Origin of the sequence: Bremerella volcania (genome assembly GCF_007748115.1) — a bacterium.
GTDB lineage: Bacteria > Planctomycetota > Planctomycetia > Pirellulales > Pirellulaceae > Bremerella > Bremerella volcania.
Map to the genome: position 1 here is coordinate 4,082,610 of NZ_CP036289.1, position 16,210 is coordinate 4,098,819.

The following is a 16,210-nucleotide window of genomic DNA, read 5'->3' on the forward strand; positions in this document are numbered from 1 at the left end:
TCAGATGATTGCCGAACTATTTTGACTTCACCTGCCAACGCTCATCAAAGAAGTCGGCATCCACAATCTTCCCCGGCCACAACGCATCCGGCTTCGTCGTCACTTCCACGATCGCCCAGTCGGGCAGTTTGGGTACCTGGCGGGCATTGTTCAGGTAAGCGTACTCGCGATAGGTGAAGCCGCTATTAATCACCACGTACTTGGCCGGGTTCAGCGGGTTCGGGTAGATCAGCACCGGGGCGTTCTCGGTTGCCTTGTAGGTCTTCCCGCCAACGGTCACCTCATTCTTGGTCCACTGAATCGGCAACTTGTCGGCGATCTTGGCTAGCACTACGTTGCTGCCGGGGTCGCCGAACAGAATGAGGTTACTGCTGGCAATGTCGGCCTCGGTTAGCATGTCGTCCGCTTTCACGATGGCATCGCCGCGGAACTGTTGTCGCCATTGTTCGACGAAGTGATTCATCTCGCCAACGGCCCAGGCGTTAGCCGCTTCGTTCCACGGCTCGCCCGTCGGGCTGACCACGACGAAACTATCGAGGAACGCGTCGTCAATCGGACCTTGCAGCCCAGGCACTTTCGCCAGCATGGTAGGCGTGCTCCAACCAAGCTGCCAGCCAGCGGGCGTCATTTCCAAGCGGGCCGCCCACGAACGGTCGGTCTCTGGCTGCAATGCCGTCAGGTCGGTGTAGTCGCCTTGAACGCCATCACTGGACGAGGCAATGCGAACTTTCACCGGCTGGTCGACGTCCAACAGCGTTTGCCCGGGCGGGAAGTTCAGTTCCAAGCGGGTAACGTTCCGCGTGCCGATCACGATCGTATTGCTCGCCGAGTCGACTTTGGCATGCACGCTGGCCTGCTTCCAGTGCTCCTGCAGACCGGCGACGGTTACCCAGTGCATCCGTGGATAACGCAGGGTGAACGTGGCGAAGCGGATCTCGCCAGGCGTGGTGATGCGGCCCACTTTCGCCAGGGCATCGAGCTTCGCCGAAATGATCTCTTTCGAGTCGGCATGAATCGCGTGCTTCGTCTCGGGGCCGATGATATGCGTCAGCCGCATCCCCTGGGCGGCGATCGCAGCTTCCATTACGTCGGCGGCTTGCTTCTGAATATCGAGTTCACCACTGTAGGCGACCGTCGGCAGATTGAAGACGTTCTCGGCGTAGCCTGGGCAGTCGTACCACTGCCACAGTTTCTTTTCGTACCAGGTCGGCTCCAGCGTTTCCTTCTGGAACACGTCCAAAAACAACGGCGTTTCCGAGAAGCCTGCCCCGGGATTGGCGGCAAAGAACAAGTCGGGGTAATGCACGGCCATCTGCCAGCACCCTGCCCCGCCCATTGAAAACCCGCGAATCGCGACGCGGTCGTCGTCGATGCGGTAGCTATCTTTGACGTGCTGCATCCCTTCCAGAACGTCGATCTCGCCCGCGAACTTGAACGCGTTGCAGTACCGTCCAAACGGATGCAGCACGATTGTTCCGGCAGGCTGATACTGACCTGGCTTCTTCATCCGTTCGGCGATGAAGTTGGCCTCGGTGTTGCGTTCGCCCCGACCGTGCAGCCAGATATCCAGACGAAACGCGTCGATCGAATCGAAATTGTAGTCGTCAGGAATCTCCAGCCCGTACGGCTGCACCGTTTGATCGATCTTCGAGCGGTACCCGCGAACGACCAGGCCGGTTTGCGTGGTCCATGGGGTCTTTCCTTCCATCAGGCTTTCGGCCCGGTTCAATCCTTCGGTCAACGTCTGCTTGGCGGCGGCGATATCGGCCGGCTTGAAGAACTCGCGGTACTTGAGGGCTTGGTGGATGGCGCGGGAAAAGATCTCGACGTCCGGCAGCATCCGCGGCGTTTTCGCGTCGCGACGCATCGCCAGCTTCTTGATCAGGTCATCCAGCCGCTCGAGCCCCTGCGATAGTTCCGCGGCATCTTCGGCCGGAATCTCGATCCCCTCAGGCGGAATCGGGCGAACGCTGGCAGGGACGTTATCGGCCGGGCCATCGGCCCACAGGGAAGTTGCAGACAGGAAGAACGCAGCGGCAAACAGGAGGCAGTTTCGCATGAGGACAATCCAGGCAGGGGGGCAGAAGGCCGACAGATACCCACGTCGGCCAGGCTGGATTGATTTTAACTGCTGCTTGCCTGCGAGGAAACAAGGCCCTACGAGGCATCGTCCTCGTTGACGATTTCTTCGCGAATGATCACTTCATCGTGATCCTTGCGAGGATCTTTCTGTTCGTACCAGCGGCGCGGCGAGTCCCATCCGAATTCGTCGTGGGCCGTGTAGACGTAACGAATCCGCATCTTTTTCTTGGGTGGTTCTGGCAGCGGTTCGGGTTCCGGCTCAGGCTCTGGTTCCCACTGCGATTCCGGCTCGACGATGGCATCGGCCACGGGGAATTCTTCCTCGACCGGTTCTTCTTCGACCGGCTCTTCTTCCAGCAAAGCATCCCAATCGATCTGGTTGGCCCGGCTTCCGTCGGCATCCTTCAGCCGATAGTTGACGTTGCCGTTCATCTCGACGCCGAAGTCGGATAGCGACAGGTAGTACTTGGCGGTGACGTCGCTTCCTTTCAGGCGGTAGCTGACTTCTTCCTGCAAGACGTCGCAGCGAAGTCGTACCGGCTCTTCCTTGGGCAGTTGCACGATCGGCAACGGTTCGGGCTCAGGCTCGACGTGCTTGATCACTTCGTATTGGATCGGCACGTACTCCGGCAGCACGACTTCCGTGTACTCGTACGTTGGCGGCGGTACCGGCTCAGGCTTCGGGTCTTCGATATGAACGGTGACCTTCGGCTCGGGCAGCGGAAGCTGTTTGACTTTTGGCTTCGGAGCCGGTTTCGGCTCAGGCTTGGGTTCAGGTGCGGGTTCCGGCTTGGGAGGTGCCAGTTCCATCTTGGGCAGCGGATCTTCGATTTCGATCAAACCAGGACGGCAGATACCGGTGAACTTCGGCAGTGCCCGGACGTCGGCTCCCATGTCCTGGAACATCGCGGCGATGTGCTCGTGGCAGGTGAAGATCAGCAGTTGATGCCCTTCGGCGGCAAACTCCTTGAAGACTTCGGCCGTGGCCTTCGAGCGTTTCGAGTCGAAGTTCACCAGCACGTCGTCCAGAATCACCGGCAGCACGCGGCCTTGGCGGGCGAACAAGTGAATCAATGCCAGGCGAACGCTGAGGAAGACCTGTTCGCGGGTCCCTTCGCTGAGGTGAGCCAGGCTCTTCGAGTCGGCTTCGCGTTCTTCGACGAACAAGGTGTTCTCGTGCAGCGGCGTCCAAATGCGGGTGTAACGGCCGTCGGTCAGCTTCTTCATATACGACGAAGCCAATCGCAGCGTTTCAGGCTGGCGATCGTTTTCGTAAACGCGGCGAATCTGTTCCAATAGGCACGACGTGGTGGCCAGCGTCTGCCACTTTTCGATCGCCTTTTCCAGCTGGGCCTCCACTTCGGAAACTTCCAGTTGGGCGTGCATCAGGCGGTCGTTCTTTTCCAGGGCTTCCAGTTGAACCTTCAACTCGCCGCGACGCTCGAAGCATTCCTGCATGCGCTTTTCAGCGTGCTGATGATCGGCCAGCAGCTTGGCCAACTGCTCGTCGGCATCTTTGCTGATCGTCGTTTCCAGCCACGCTTCGACTTCCTCGACGGTGCATTCGCCGTCGATCTTTTCTTCGATTTTCTCGTTCTGTTCTTCCAGCTTGGCTTGCAGCTGTTCGACTTCTTCCGTCTTGACGATCCAGGTCAGGTACTCTTCTTCGTCGGCACTGTTGGCTTCTTCCAGAATCTGTTCACGCTCGGCGATCAGTTCCTTCGCTTCTTCCGCGACTCGGCGGAACTCGCCGCGAACCTTCTGACCTTGCTCGAACAAGGCTGTTCGCTGCTTGTGCTTCCCTTCCTGACGCAACAGGTCGTCTTCCAACTGCCCCAGCAGCAAGAGCGCGTCGTTGGTCTTCGGCTGCACTCCGACGTCTTTGGCCAGGTGCGAAATGCGACCTAAGAGTGATTCGCGTTCGCGCTCGGCGATTTCGTTCTCGCTGCGAATGGCTTTCAGACGCTTGCGATACTGGTGAATCTGAGCCAGGAAGCGGCCCAAAGACTTCACGCGATCGGGGTTGATGTCTTCCGGCAGATCGAGAACCCGCAGGGCGTCTTTCCAGTTCTTGCGGGCTCGCACGACGGCGGCTTCCATGTCGCTGATCTGACGCGTGCTCGACTCTTGCTTCTCGCGAACTTCCCCCAGCTTGTGCCCCAGCGGGATCAACTCTTCCAACCGGGCCAGGTGATCTTCGGCACTTTTCAGCCGAGCCAGCAGCGCCCCGTTGCCGCGCGGCAGCGAGACGTCTAGCTCTTTCTGTTCGGCCACCGCTTTGTCGAGCTGTTGATCCAGCAGCATCAGTTGACGCTTGGCCGAATCGAACTGCTGAGCGGTCTCGTTGTCCATCTTCCGCTTCAGACTGTACGAAGCGACCATTGCCATCGAGCCGAAGATCCAGCCGAAGTGCCCCAGACCCGAGCCAATCATCAGGGCATTGCCGAAGATCGACATCAGCGTCATCGAGCCGCCGGCGATGAACAGTGCCCCCAGGAACACCATCTCTGGCTTCGGCATCATTTGATGTTCCAGCAGGTCGTGCGTTTCCGCTTCCGACTCGCGGTACTGGATGCGGATCTGGTCGATCTTGTCTTCGACCTGAATGCGGCGACGCAGCAGATTGACCAGGTCGCCCGCCTTGGTGAGGGCCTTGTTCAGGTCTTCTTCGCCCAGCGAGATAAGGGACTCTTCGACTTCGCTCTCGACACCCAGTAGCTCTTCTTCATGGGTCGATGTGTGACGCTTGGCTTCTTCCAACTCTTGCGTCGCGTTCTCCAGAGTACGCAATGGGTCACGCAGCGAACGCAGCTGCTTCCGCGACAAGTCGGGGCGTTTGCCGCCGCGCGTCTTGATGCCTGTCTGTTCCCACAAATCGTCGATCTCGGAATTGATCTGGGCGACTTCTTCTTCGTTGCGCTCCAACTGCTGCGTCAGCGACAAAATCCATTGCCGCTGTTCACCAAGGGCATCGACCCGGGCGGCCTGGCGGGCGAGTTCCTGGTTCACGGGAATCGAGCTGTGCTTCTCGCGCAGTTCGGTATAGCTGGCCCGAAGATCGCGGCATTTGGTCCGCTTCTTGGCGATCTGATCCTGCAACGAATGCAGATGCCGGAGCGTCTCGCGCGAAACTTCCGGCAACTCGCCGTACGAGTCGATCTTCTCCATCAGCTTGTTACGGCGATTGATCTCAGGCCGGACTTCCTGGCACATCTCGACGAACTGGGCGACCTTTTCCAGGTCGGCTGTTTTGAACTGAAACTGATTGATCTGCGTTTCGAGGGCCCGACGCTGGTTGAGCAGGTTCGACCATTCCTGCGTTCCGCCGCGGAGTTGCTCGATTTCCTTCTTCAGCACCTGGTGCCGTTCGAGCAGCTGGTCGACCAGCGCCTCTTCTTCGCCGCCAGAGATCAACCGGCAACGCGAGGACTCCAGTTCGCGCATTACCTCGGCCAGCGAAATGCGATCGAGCCCGCTGGTCAGTTCGTAAATCTTCTGGGCGGCCACGCTATCGTCGAGCGTCGCCAAAAGCTGCATCTCGCGGAGACCGACGGCGAAGATATTGCTGTAGGTCAGACGATCGACCCCTTCCAGCAGCGCATCCAGCTGCGCGCGGCTTTGCCGAGTCCCGTCCTTCGCTTCGATCCAAACCTGTTCTTCGCTGCCGTCATGATTAAAGCGGCGCACCACCTTGAAGCGTCCCATCGAACCGTTGACGCGCAAGGCGCCGCCTGGCTCGCCACCATGCACAGGCGGCAGATAGCGGCGTTCGGCATCGGGTTCCTGGCCGTACAGCATCGTTCGCAGGAAGTGCAACAGCGTGCTCTTGCCCGCTTCGTTGTGGCCGAACAGAACGGTGATGGTCGGCGAAAGCTGCTCGACACTCAGGTCGTGCCAGACGCCGAAACCGTCGATTTGAATTTGATTGAGTTGCATCCCTTCACTCCTGAAGATGGCCCATCACTGGCAGCCGGCGGAATTCTTGTTCACTCGGCTCGCAGCAATCGGACGCCAAGGCGGCGTGCGTCTTGCAGCACACGGCGGCGATTTTCTCTTGATTCAATGGAGACTGCGTCGGCTAGTTGGCTTTCCTCGTGCCCCTCGGCCAGGAACTGCGTAAGCTCGATCGGCAGACTGGGATCGGCGGCCAATTCCCGCGTCAAGCGCAGGTAATCGCCGCAGATCGATTGTTCCTGATACCACGCTTCAGGAATCACCGAGGCCGTTTCAACCGTCAGTTCGTACGTCCACGAACCCATCGGCTCCTGGCCGAACTGCTTGTTCAGCTCGTCGGTAATCTCTTGCCAGGTTTCTTCCCTGAGGAGGTCTCGCGTCGCTTCGTTGGCCACGATCACCCGCCAGTCGATCATCAACTGGCGATTCCCCTTGGTGGTGTTGAGCGTGTTGAGCCGGTTCTTGATGATCTGCGCCAGGTCGCTCACTTTTTTGCAGTTTTCCAGCTCGATGATTTCACTTTGCCAGCGGCAGACGTCGGTCGGGATCGCTTCCATGGCGACGTCCCCTTCCTCGTCCACTTCCACCAGCGTGCAGCTGCGTTGACCGTTGTGCGTGATCGAGCGCCCCTGGGGTGAACCTGCGTAGACGGCAATCGCTGGCGAGCAGTTCAGCTTGTCGCGCAGCTCTTTGCCGCCCAGGGCCCAATAAGGAATGCCGCTACGGGCAATCGCGTCCGACTCGAACTCGCCGTTCAAGGCCCCAATGGTAAACAGACCTGCGGCGTCGGGGCGAAACTGGCTCCAACCAGGCTCGCGGCCGGTGTACCCTTGGGCCATGATCGTGCAGATGGCGACGTCGCCGCGCTGATGCAGGATTTCGACCGGCTTGCCGGGGCCGATGGTGTGGACGTTCGATGGCAGATGAATCGAAGCAGGCCAACGTGCCGGAGGATCGCTCTCGCCACCGAGCCAATACACTTTGATGCCGGCGTCGCTGAGCGTTTCCAATTGATCTAGCAGAAACCCGACGATGACCGGGCTGCTATGCCGCACGTCGAGCACGTTTCCGGTGATCAGCACGAAGTCGACTTCATGCAGCAGCGCGTTCTCGACCACTTGTTGCATCGCCTGACGCGGCGCACTAAGGAAGATCTCGCGCAAATGCTTGGGGACTTCCGCGAGCCCGCCTAGCGGCTGATCGAGATGAATATCACCGGTTTGAATGAACCTGAACGGGGAACCAGGCGTCACGGCCTCTCTCCATGGCTGACGACCTTCAAAATATCATGCGATAGCATCATGCATGCTTGCACACTGGGAGTAGTTTAGCGAAACGTCAAAGTTTCGCCTATCCAGATTTATTAAAGGTCAGAAGCTGTGCGACCGACAGCACCAGACAGCTCGGGCGAGGGGATTTTGGCAAGATAGAGAAAAAGGAAGCAAGCAAACCACAACCAACCCTCCACTCCCCTCGCCCCGATGGGAAGAGAGCCAGGGTGAAGGGCAAACCAGGTACCAGCTTCTCAAATGCAAAAAAGAGAAGACCAACCACGGATGACACGGATGAACACGGATCGGAAAGCTTGAGAACGGGTGCCACTGCCGCCCCCGGCAGTGCGAAGTTGGTACCCGTTCTCGATTCATTCCCATCCGTGATATCCGCATCATCCGTGGTCAAAAAATTTTCCCGCGCGCACTATCTCACTGAAGCGCTAGTCCTCTAAATTGCACGTACACCCGACGAAGCATCACGCTTCCGGGTGCCAAGCCCACGTCCGCGTGGGCACGCAAACCTTCAACACTCGAAAACGTCATGTCCCATCAACACGCACCACAACCTGAAAAACACGTAGCGCACGCTCCGCAGGTTGCCGTGCGCGATGGGAATCGACTGCTCTGCCCTTGCTGCGGAGAAGTGTTGATGGTCTTGCAGGAACAGCCGGCCAACGAGTCGCAGCCCAAAAAATTCTGGCCGCCGAAAATGGCCCCTCCGAAACGAACGCCTCGGCCGCAGTCGGCCACGCTCAACGAAATCATTCGCCGGCAAGAGGCCCAGGAGGAAGCCGCGTTTCAGGCTGCGATGACGAAGGACGTTTCCCACGACGAGCCGCCTGACGAAGCGTTCGACCCCGACCGGCCCCATTACCGGGCCGACAGCATCGTGGTTGAAATCGATCCGGAGGTCGCGGCGTACGAGTTCCCCGAAATCGATCCTCCCCTGGTCCCAAACGGCCGAACGCCCAAACGTTCGCGAAGTGACTCAGGCGAATACCGCGAGCCCCGCGAACGCGACGCGGTGACGCGTTACGAGGAACGAAAGCGTTACCGGCTACGGCAGCCGCTGCGCGAACCGCTCACGTATGAAGCCGCACGATTGTACGCGTGGATGTTCTACCGGATGAAAAAGCTCAACCTGCAGTTGATCGAGGAGATCACCGCGAAGCAGGCCGAGATCGATGCGCTGGAAGAGGAACTCAACGCACCCGTCGAACAGGCTTCGAGCGAAGAACAATCCGAAAGCGAAACGCAGCCTCAAGTAGTCTCCCGAAGCGAAACCCAGAAGATCATCACGCCCACACGACGCGAACGTGTGCTTCGCGTGATCGAAAAGCGTGTCCACGCGGACATGGCGTCCGCGATGGAAACACAGCAAGTCGAAACGGCTAACGAGCGTGGCCCGCCTTGATCGTGATAGCCCCAAGGGGCTGACAAGAAAATCCTGTCCCCTCTCCCTCGCAGGGAGAGGGCCAGGGTGAGGGTTTGTTGTGCGGTTATTGCCTTACATCGCTGGTCGAAAGTTCCGAATCCATCGCGAACATAGGCCACGCATGCGCTTTCAGGCCGGCGGGGATAACCCCTCACCCTATCCCTCTCCCCTCGGGGGAGAGGGGACAAGAATGTGTCTATCGTCGACGCGCCCCAGCCGAGGGTCGCTTCTGGCCTGACTTGGGTGTTGCTGGCTTCCGGGCTTCGGGGGCGACGGCATTAGGGTTATCGGCCTGGCCGGTCAGTTCATACAGAAAGCGGCTCGTTTCGGTGGGGCGTGGTTTGCCCCATTTCTTGCGAGCCAATGCGAACGAGAAGGTCAACCGTTCCTGGGCTCGGGTGATGCCGACGTAACAGAGCCGGCGTTCTTCTTCGATCGCTTCGTCGCCATCTTTCAGGCTGCGGCTGTGAGGGAGGATCCCTTCCTCCATGCCAACCATGTAAACGAAAGGAAACTCGAGCCCTTTGGCGGCGTGCAGCGTCATCAGGATGACGCCGTTTTTTTTGAGCTGTTTCTCTTTCTCGTTGTCGAAACCGTCCCCGGCTAGGGCCGTGTCGTCGAGGAAACCGGCCAGGGTGGCTTTGCTTTTCTTCTTTTCCTCGTAGGCACTCACGGCATTGACGACCTGCTCGATCGCGGCCTCGCGTGATTCGCGGTCGTTGGGGTCGGGATAGAGCCGCTGAAGTTCCTGCTGATAGCCGATCGCCCCGATCAAGTCGCGGACGATATCGGTCAACGAATCCTTACCCAAGCGAGCGTGATAATGCTGAATCAAGCGAACGAACTTGCTGATTGCCTCGGTCGTCGTGGTCGATGCCCCTCCCCGCAGCGCGGCGGCCTGGGGCAGCACTTCCCACAGCGGCTTCCCTTCGCTGGTGGCATGATCCAGAAGATCCTTCACCGTTTTCTGGCCGATGCCGCGCGGAGGCGTGTTGATGATCCGCAGCAGGGCCACTTCGTCCTGGTGCGAGTTGATCAGCTTCAAGTAGGAAAGAATGTCGCGGACTTCCTTCCGGTCGAAGAACGACATGCCGCCGATCAGCGTGTACGGTATGTTCATCGCCCGGAACTGCTGCTCAAACGCGCGAGGCTGTTCGTTGGTGCGGAATAGAATCGCAAAGTCGCGGGGCTCTACGGCCGGATCCTGGATGCGGCGAGCGATGTCGCCGACCACTTCCTCGGCCTCTTTTTCCTCGTCCTTGAAGTAGAGAACCTTCGGCTGATCGCCCCCATGCCGGGCCGCGTTCAGGACCTTGTCGTAACGCGTGCTGTTGAACGCCACCAGGCGGTTGGCCACCGTCAAAATGGCGTTGGTGCAGCGGTAGTTGTCGGCCAGAAGTATGACCTTGGCTTCGGGCCAGTCCTCTTTGAAGCGGAGAATGTGCTTCACTTCGGCTCCGCGCCACGAGTAAATCGACTGGTCGTCATCCCCCACCACGCACAAGTTGCGGTGCCCTTCGGTCAAACCGCGGACAATACGGTACTGCGAGGCATTCGTGTCCTGGTATTCGTCGATCATCACATGATCGAACAGGGCCGCTTCCTGCTCGCGCACGGTGGGAAAGTTCGTGAACAGTTCTTCGGTGCATAGCAGCAGGTCGTCAAAATCGAGCGCCCCGCAAGATTTCAGCGCATTCTGATAGCGGCGAAACGCGACCGCGGCGAGGTGGGCCTTGTCGGTGTCGGCATGGGCGAAGGCCTCTTTGGGACGAATGCCGGCCGACTTCCAGCGACTGATGAAGTTGAGCATATCGCCAGGGCGAAGGGTCTCGTTGGGAACGCGGATCTCTCGCAGCACACTCCGGGCAACCATTTCCTGATCGCTACGATCGTAAATCGTATACGTGTTGGGATATCCTAAATGGTTAATATGTCGCCGCAGAACACGAACACAATGAGAGTGGAACGTCGAAACGACCGGTTCGTCCTCGGACTGCGTATTTTTTCCCAGCAGCTTAAGGGCACGTTCCTTCATTTCCGCGGCGGCTTTGTTGGTGAACGTCACCGCCAGGATGCGCTGCGGCTTGATGCCATGTCTGATGAGATTCGCGATGCGGAACGTCACCACCCGGGTCTTGCCCGAGCCGGCCCCGGCCAGCACCAGCATAGGGCCCGACAAGGTGTTTACCGCTTCCAATTGTGGCGGATTGAGTCCGTTCACCCGTTTCTCGTCCGTTCGCTTTCGAAGAATTCGCTGCCCGATAGCGAGCCAAGTGTCGCGTTTAGGGCTAGGGCCAATTGGCCTCCAGAGCCCATTGATGGTACGAAGTTGCCCCAACGATTTTCAATGGGGTCTTGCCTAACTTTCCACACTTACGACAACCCACGAGCTACGCGGCGACGCAAGTCCTGGCTAGAATGGCGTTTGAATGTTTAGCGAAGCACCAGAAAAATCCGCCTCCCAATCCGTCATGCTCGAGCCGTGGAAAAAATTTTGTTCTCGATTCTTCGTCCGCTGGATCGAGAACGATCATTCCACGTCGGCGGCCGCGATCGCGTTTTACGTGATTTTTTCGCTGGCTCCGATTTTGGTCTTCTCGATTGCGATCGCTGGCGAGGTTCTCGACAGCAACGAAAATGCCCGGGCCGAAGCAATCTCGTTTCTCAATAACAGCCTGGGGGGCATGAAAAACAACGAGGGGGTGACCTACGGAGAGCAGATCGTACAACAGGTGCGGATCACGGCGTTTCGAGACGGCTCGATGTTTCGCACGGTTACGCTGTGCGTGATTGCCGTCTGGAGTGCTTCGGCGACCTTCGTCCAGCTTCGCAACGCACTAAACCGCATCAACGGCTTCGCGGCGGAAACGGTCCGCGAAGGAGTGATCGCCGTGCTTTTGGGGCGGGTGCGCGCGACCGTGTTTTCGATCGGTGTGGGGCTGCTTCTCGCGGTGGCGACGCTGCTGAGTGCGTGGTCGCATACCGTCTTCGTGAAGACGCCCCTGCTAGGCTTCATTAACCCCGGCAAGCCCGATTGGCTGCCGACGATGGCCATCTCGTGGCTGACGGTACTGGCGATTTTCTTCGCCATGCTCCGCTTTTTGCCGATGCGACGGCCACCCTGGCGGGAAGTGCTGTGCGGCTCGATCATTGGCACCATCCTGTTTCAACTGGGCAAGTACCTGTTGATCCCCCTGGCCAACGAAAACGTCGTGGCCGAGGCCTACGTCGCCAGTAGCGTGCTGGTGGTGACCGTGATGTGGATCTTCCTGTCGACGCACGTGCTGCTGTTCGCCGCCGAGATCGGGCACATGCTGTTCGCCCCGGCGACGACGCCGTTCGAGAAATACAAGCCGAAGCCCGAAGACTAGCTACTTGCCCGTGCGAATGTATTGCCCCATCCGTTCGACCTGGCGATGCAAAAACGGCGACCACGGGAACCCGGTGTTGATGCGAATGAAGTTTTTAAACGCGCCACTGGGAGAAAAGATCGGTCCTGGGGCGAACTGAATCCCTTCCTCGCTTAGCGTGTGGTACATCTTCATGGCGTCGACATGCCGCGGCATTTCGATCCACAGAACGTGACCGCCGGATGGGCGCGAGGCCCGGACCCCTTCGGGAAAACAATTTCGCACGGCCCGCAGTGCGTCGTCCATCTGCTCGGCAAACTGGGCACGGACTTTCCGCAAGTGGCGATCGTAGGCCCCGGTTTCGAGGATCTCGGCCGCCACCAGCTGCGGAGCGACTGACGTGCACTGATTGACGACCAGCTTCATCAACTGGAACTGCTGCAGATACCGCCCCGGAATGCACCACCCCAGTCGCAGCCCTGGCGAAAGCGTTTTGCTGAAACTGCCGCAGTAAAGGATACGTCCCTGGGTGTCGTACGCCTTGACGGCTCGCGGCCGAGGAGACCGGAACGACAGATCGCCGTAGACGTCGTCTTCCACCAGGGGAACCTGATACCGGTTCAAGATTTCGACCAGCCGTTTCTTATTCTCTTCCGGCATCAAACTGCCGGTCGGGTTCGAGAAGTTGGAAACGATCGTGCAGGCCGAGATGTCGTACTTACCCAGCACATGGTCGAGATGGTCGAGCTGAATGCCCGTCTCCGGATCGCAGGCCACTTCGACCGCTTTGAGCCCCAGCGATTGCAGCACTTCCAGCAGGGCGTAATACGCTGGCGATTCGATCGCCACGATGCTGCCAGGCGGGGCCACGCATTTGATCGAGAGATAAACGGCTTCCTTGGCCCCGCTGGTGATGACGATATCGTCGGGGCTGACGACGTAGCCTGCCTCGGTACCGCGCTTGGCGATCGACTTGCGAAGCGTCTCGTGCCCTGGCACGCCGTCGTAGCCAAAACAGGCATCGGGCAAGTCTCGCATCACCTTTTGATACGACTTGTTCAGCACAGCCAGCGGCATCAGTTGGGTCGACTGAACGGCGGCACCCAGCGTCGGTTCCGCCCCCGAGCCAATCGCGGCGTTCATGCGGGTCGGAATGTTCGTTTGAATAACGCACGCTTCGCCGTTGGGCTTAGTCGTCGAAAGCTTCGGCAACTCCTCCGGCGGACGACGTACGTAATGGCCTGATTGAGGACGGACCTCGATCGTTCGCCAGTCCTCGAGCAGTGCCAGCGCGCTTTTAGCGGTATTCAAGCTGACGCGATGCTCTTCGCTCAGTCGGCGGATCGACGGCAGCTTTTCGCCTGGTTCGAACGCGCCGGACTGAATCAACCGGCGCAGCTTGTCCGCCAATTGGTAGTAGAGCGTGTTCTCGTCCTCGCCGGTTGAAACGTCTGATTTGGGGGCCGATTTCATCTGTCACCCATGCTCCCTGGGAAATCTGATCCGGCCTGACGCCAAGCTGGATCTGTAACCCAAGACAAAACACGAATCCAAAACTGTATCCACCACTATCGTAGCGATAAACTGCTTCGACTCGCAAGTGTTATCACATTTTACCCACAATAAAGGACTGTAACCCCATGGCGATTGCAACCAACCTCGGATTTCCCCGCATCGGAGGCCGGCGGGAGCTGAAATGGCTGCTGGAGAAGTACTGGAAAGGGACCATCGGAGCGGATGACCTGTTGACCGGAGCCCATAAGATCCGAGAAACCAACTGGAAAAGCCAGGCCGAGGCAGGCATCGATCAGCTTCCCGTTGGCGACTTCTCGCTTTACGACCACGTCCTCGACTGGGCCCTCCGCGTTGGCGCGGTACCGGCCGCCTATCAAACGCCGCAGCTGGTCAGCGAACTGGATCGCTACTTCGCGATGGCCCGCGGTACGCAGAAAGGGGCCGACCTGCCGGCCCTGGAAATGACCAAGTGGTTCAACACCAACTACCACTACATCGTCCCGGAATGGTCCGCCGATCAGGCATTCGAGCTGAACGCCGATGCATTTCTGGCCGAGATCACCGCTGCTCAAACCGTTTCCAAAGAGGTCCGCCCCGTGGTGCTGGGCCCGGTCAGTTTGCTGCTGCTGGGTAAGCTCAAGGGAAGCAGTGCGTCGCCGCTGGTGCTGCTCGATAAGCTTCTGCCGGTCTATCAACAGCTTCTGGCGAAGCTCAACGAAGCAGGCGTGAAGTGGGTTCAATGGGACGAACCGATCCTGGCACTTGATCTGGACGGCGACGTTCAAGCGGCCCTGAAGCACAGCCTGGAGTCCCTCTCCCAGTCGCGCGGTTCGGTGAAGCTCGTTCTGACCAGCTACTTCGAGTCGCTGCGCGAGAACCTTCCGTTGGCGTTCTCGCTGCTAGTCGATGCGGTGCATCTCGACCTGGTCTATGGACCCGAGCAACTGCCCGCCGCGCTCAGGCACATCCGACCGGAGCAGTTCCTTTCGCTCGGCCTGGTCGATGGACGCAACGTTTGGAAGACCGACCTGGCCAAGGCACTTGAACTAGCCGAAACAGCCGCCGCTGCGATCGGTAAGGATCGACTGCTGATTGCTGGAAGCTGCTCGCTGCTGCATAGCCCGGTCGACCTGGCGCACGAGGCCGAACTCGACAGCGAAGTCAAATCGTGGCTGGCCTTCGCCCGGCAGAAGCTGGACGAGATTGTGATCCTCACAAGAGCGATTAACGAAGGCCAGGCATCGGTCGCCCGGCAACTGCACGAGAACGCGGCCGCGATGGAAGCCAGACGGACCTCGCGTCGCACGCACGATCCGTTGGTACGGGATCGCCAGAAGGCCATTTCGCCTGAGAGCCTGCGTCGCCAGGCCGACTATGCGGCCCGCAAAACACAGCAGCAGGAACGCTTGAACCTTCCGTTGCTCCCCACTACGACGATCGGCTCGTTCCCGCAAACCAGCGAAGTTCGCCAGGCCCGGGCTGCCTATCGCAAAGGGGACTTAGCCGCGGACGAGTATCAAAAGTTCCTGCAAACCGAGACGCAGAAGTGCATTGCCCGGCAAGAGTCGTTGGGGATCGACGTGCTGGTTCACGGCGAGTTCGAGCGGAACGACATGGTCGAATACTTCGGCGAGCAGCTCGAAGGATTCGTCGTCTCGAAGAACGGCTGGGTGCAGAGCTACGGTTCGCGCTGCGTGAAACCGCCGATCATTTTCGGCGACGTCCATCGTCCCCGCGCGATGACCGTCGAGATGACCAGGTACGCTCAGTCGCTGACCTCGCGGCCGGTGAAAGGGATGCTCACGGGACCGGTGACCATCCTGTTCTGGTCGTTCATTCGCGACGATCAACCGCGGCGCGATACGTGCCAGCAGATCGCTTTGGCGATTCGCGACGAAGCGGCCGATCTCGAGGCAGCTGGCATCAGCGTGATTCAGATCGACGAGCCAGCCCTTCGCGAGGGGCTGCCGCTGCGAAAGGCCGATCAAGCGTCGTACCTTCAATGGGCGGTCGAGGCGTTTCGCCTGGCCTCGAGTGGGGTGGCCAACCAGACGCAGATCCACACGCACATGTGCTACTGCGAGTTCAACGAGATCCTCCCGTCGATCGCGGCCCTGGATGCCGACGTGATCTCGATCGAGACGAGTCGCTCGAAAATGGAACTCTTGGATGGGTTCGGCAGTTTCCAGTACCCCAACGAAATCGGCCCTGGCGTCTACGACATCCACTCCCCAAGAGTGCCAGCCACCAGCGAGATGGTCGGCCTGCTGAAGAAGGCAGTCGACGTCATTCCGGCTCAGCGTTTGTGGGTGAACCCTGACTGCGGCCTAAAGACTCGCGGGTGGGTCGAAGTGGAAGCGGCGCTGCAGTCGATGGTGGAAGCGGCCCGCGAGGTGCGTTCGCTACTGGCGTAGCAACTGCCTCTATCCGTCGGGTGGCTCAGAGAGATTTCTCTCTGAACCACCCTGGCGTTTTGGGACGGAGATCGACTTTTTGCCTGCCTTGCCGGGAAATTTTCTCGGCAAGGTGGGCATTAATTCTTGGTGAAAGCCGTTGAAAAGAGAACGCATTCGTGTCAAATTAGAAGACTGCCCGCCAGC

8 protein-coding genes are annotated in these 16,210 nt (G+C 59.2%); 3 read left to right on the forward strand and 5 right to left on the reverse strand.

Annotation, left to right across the window (positions count from 1 at the left end):
- Positions 1 to 16: 16 nt before the first annotated feature.
- From Pan97_RS16195 to Pan97_RS16205, 3 genes are all read right to left on the reverse strand, one after another.
- Positions 17 to 2,059: a prolyl oligopeptidase family serine peptidase gene (locus Pan97_RS16195; RefSeq protein WP_144974306.1), complete on the reverse strand. Its 2,043-nt coding sequence runs from the start codon at positions 2,057 to 2,059 to the stop codon at positions 17 to 19.
- A 98-nt stretch (positions 2,060 to 2,157) separates the two neighbouring features.
- A complete protein-coding gene (locus Pan97_RS16200; protein ID WP_144974308.1) occupies positions 2,158 to 6,018 on the reverse strand; it encodes an AAA family ATPase in 3,861 nt (1,286 codons plus the stop codon).
- Positions 6,019 to 6,068: 50 nt separating this feature from the next.
- The gene (locus Pan97_RS16205; RefSeq protein ID WP_144974310.1) at positions 6,069 to 7,289 is read right to left on the reverse strand and encodes a metallophosphoesterase family protein; all 1,221 of its coding nucleotides are present in this window, start codon (positions 7,287 to 7,289) and stop codon (positions 6,069 to 6,071) included.
- Positions 7,290 to 7,851: 562 nt separating this feature from the next.
- Between Pan97_RS16205 and Pan97_RS16210 the strand changes: the two genes are divergently transcribed.
- Positions 7,852 to 8,724, forward strand: a complete 873-nt coding sequence (locus Pan97_RS16210; RefSeq protein ID WP_144974312.1) for a hypothetical protein — start codon at positions 7,852 to 7,854, stop codon at positions 8,722 to 8,724.
- Positions 8,725 to 8,941: 217 nt separating this feature from the next.
- Here the strand turns inward: Pan97_RS16210 and Pan97_RS16215 are convergent, their stop codons facing one another.
- Positions 8,942 to 10,966, reverse strand: a complete 2,025-nt coding sequence (locus tag Pan97_RS16215; RefSeq protein WP_241676313.1) for an ATP-dependent helicase — start codon at positions 10,964 to 10,966, stop codon at positions 8,942 to 8,944.
- Positions 10,967 to 11,174: 208 nt separating this feature from the next.
- On the opposite strand from Pan97_RS16215, the gene Pan97_RS16220 reads away from it, so the two are divergent.
- Positions 11,175 to 12,116, forward strand: a complete 942-nt coding sequence (locus tag Pan97_RS16220; protein ID WP_144974314.1) for a YihY/virulence factor BrkB family protein — start codon at positions 11,175 to 11,177, stop codon at positions 12,114 to 12,116.
- Here Pan97_RS16220 and Pan97_RS16225 read toward each other — a convergent pair whose 3' ends face one another.
- Positions 12,117 to 13,568 carry an aminotransferase-like domain-containing protein gene (locus tag Pan97_RS16225; protein ID WP_144974316.1) on the reverse strand — a complete coding sequence of 484 codons (1,452 nt, stop codon included), beginning with the start codon at positions 13,566 to 13,568 and terminating at the stop codon, positions 12,117 to 12,119.
- Between the two features lie 167 nt (positions 13,569 to 13,735).
- On the opposite strand from Pan97_RS16225, the gene metE reads away from it, so the two are divergent.
- Positions 13,736 to 16,024, forward strand: coding sequence for a 5-methyltetrahydropteroyltriglutamate--homocysteine S-methyltransferase (gene metE, locus Pan97_RS16230; protein ID WP_144974318.1), 2,289 nt, complete (start codon positions 13,736 to 13,738; stop codon positions 16,022 to 16,024).
- Positions 16,025 to 16,210: the final 186 nt, after the last annotated feature.

Coding starts and splice junctions, on each gene's coding strand:
- Pan97_RS16195 (WP_144974306.1), bottom strand. CDS start 2,059: ATGCGAAACTGCCTCCTGTTTGCCGCTGCGTTCTTCCTGTCTGCAACT.
- Pan97_RS16200 (WP_144974308.1), bottom strand. CDS start 6,018: ATGCAACTCAATCAAATTCAAATCGACGGTTTCGGCGTCTGGCACGAC.
- Pan97_RS16210 (WP_144974312.1), top strand. CDS start 7,852: ATGTCCCATCAACACGCACCACAACCTGAAAAACACGTAGCGCACGCT.
- Pan97_RS16220 (WP_144974314.1), top strand. CDS start 11,175: ATGTTTAGCGAAGCACCAGAAAAATCCGCCTCCCAATCCGTCATGCTC.
- Pan97_RS16225 (WP_144974316.1), bottom strand. CDS start 13,568: ATGAAATCGGCCCCCAAATCAGACGTTTCAACCGGCGAGGACGAGAAC.
- metE (WP_144974318.1), top strand. CDS start 13,736: ATGGCGATTGCAACCAACCTCGGATTTCCCCGCATCGGAGGCCGGCGG.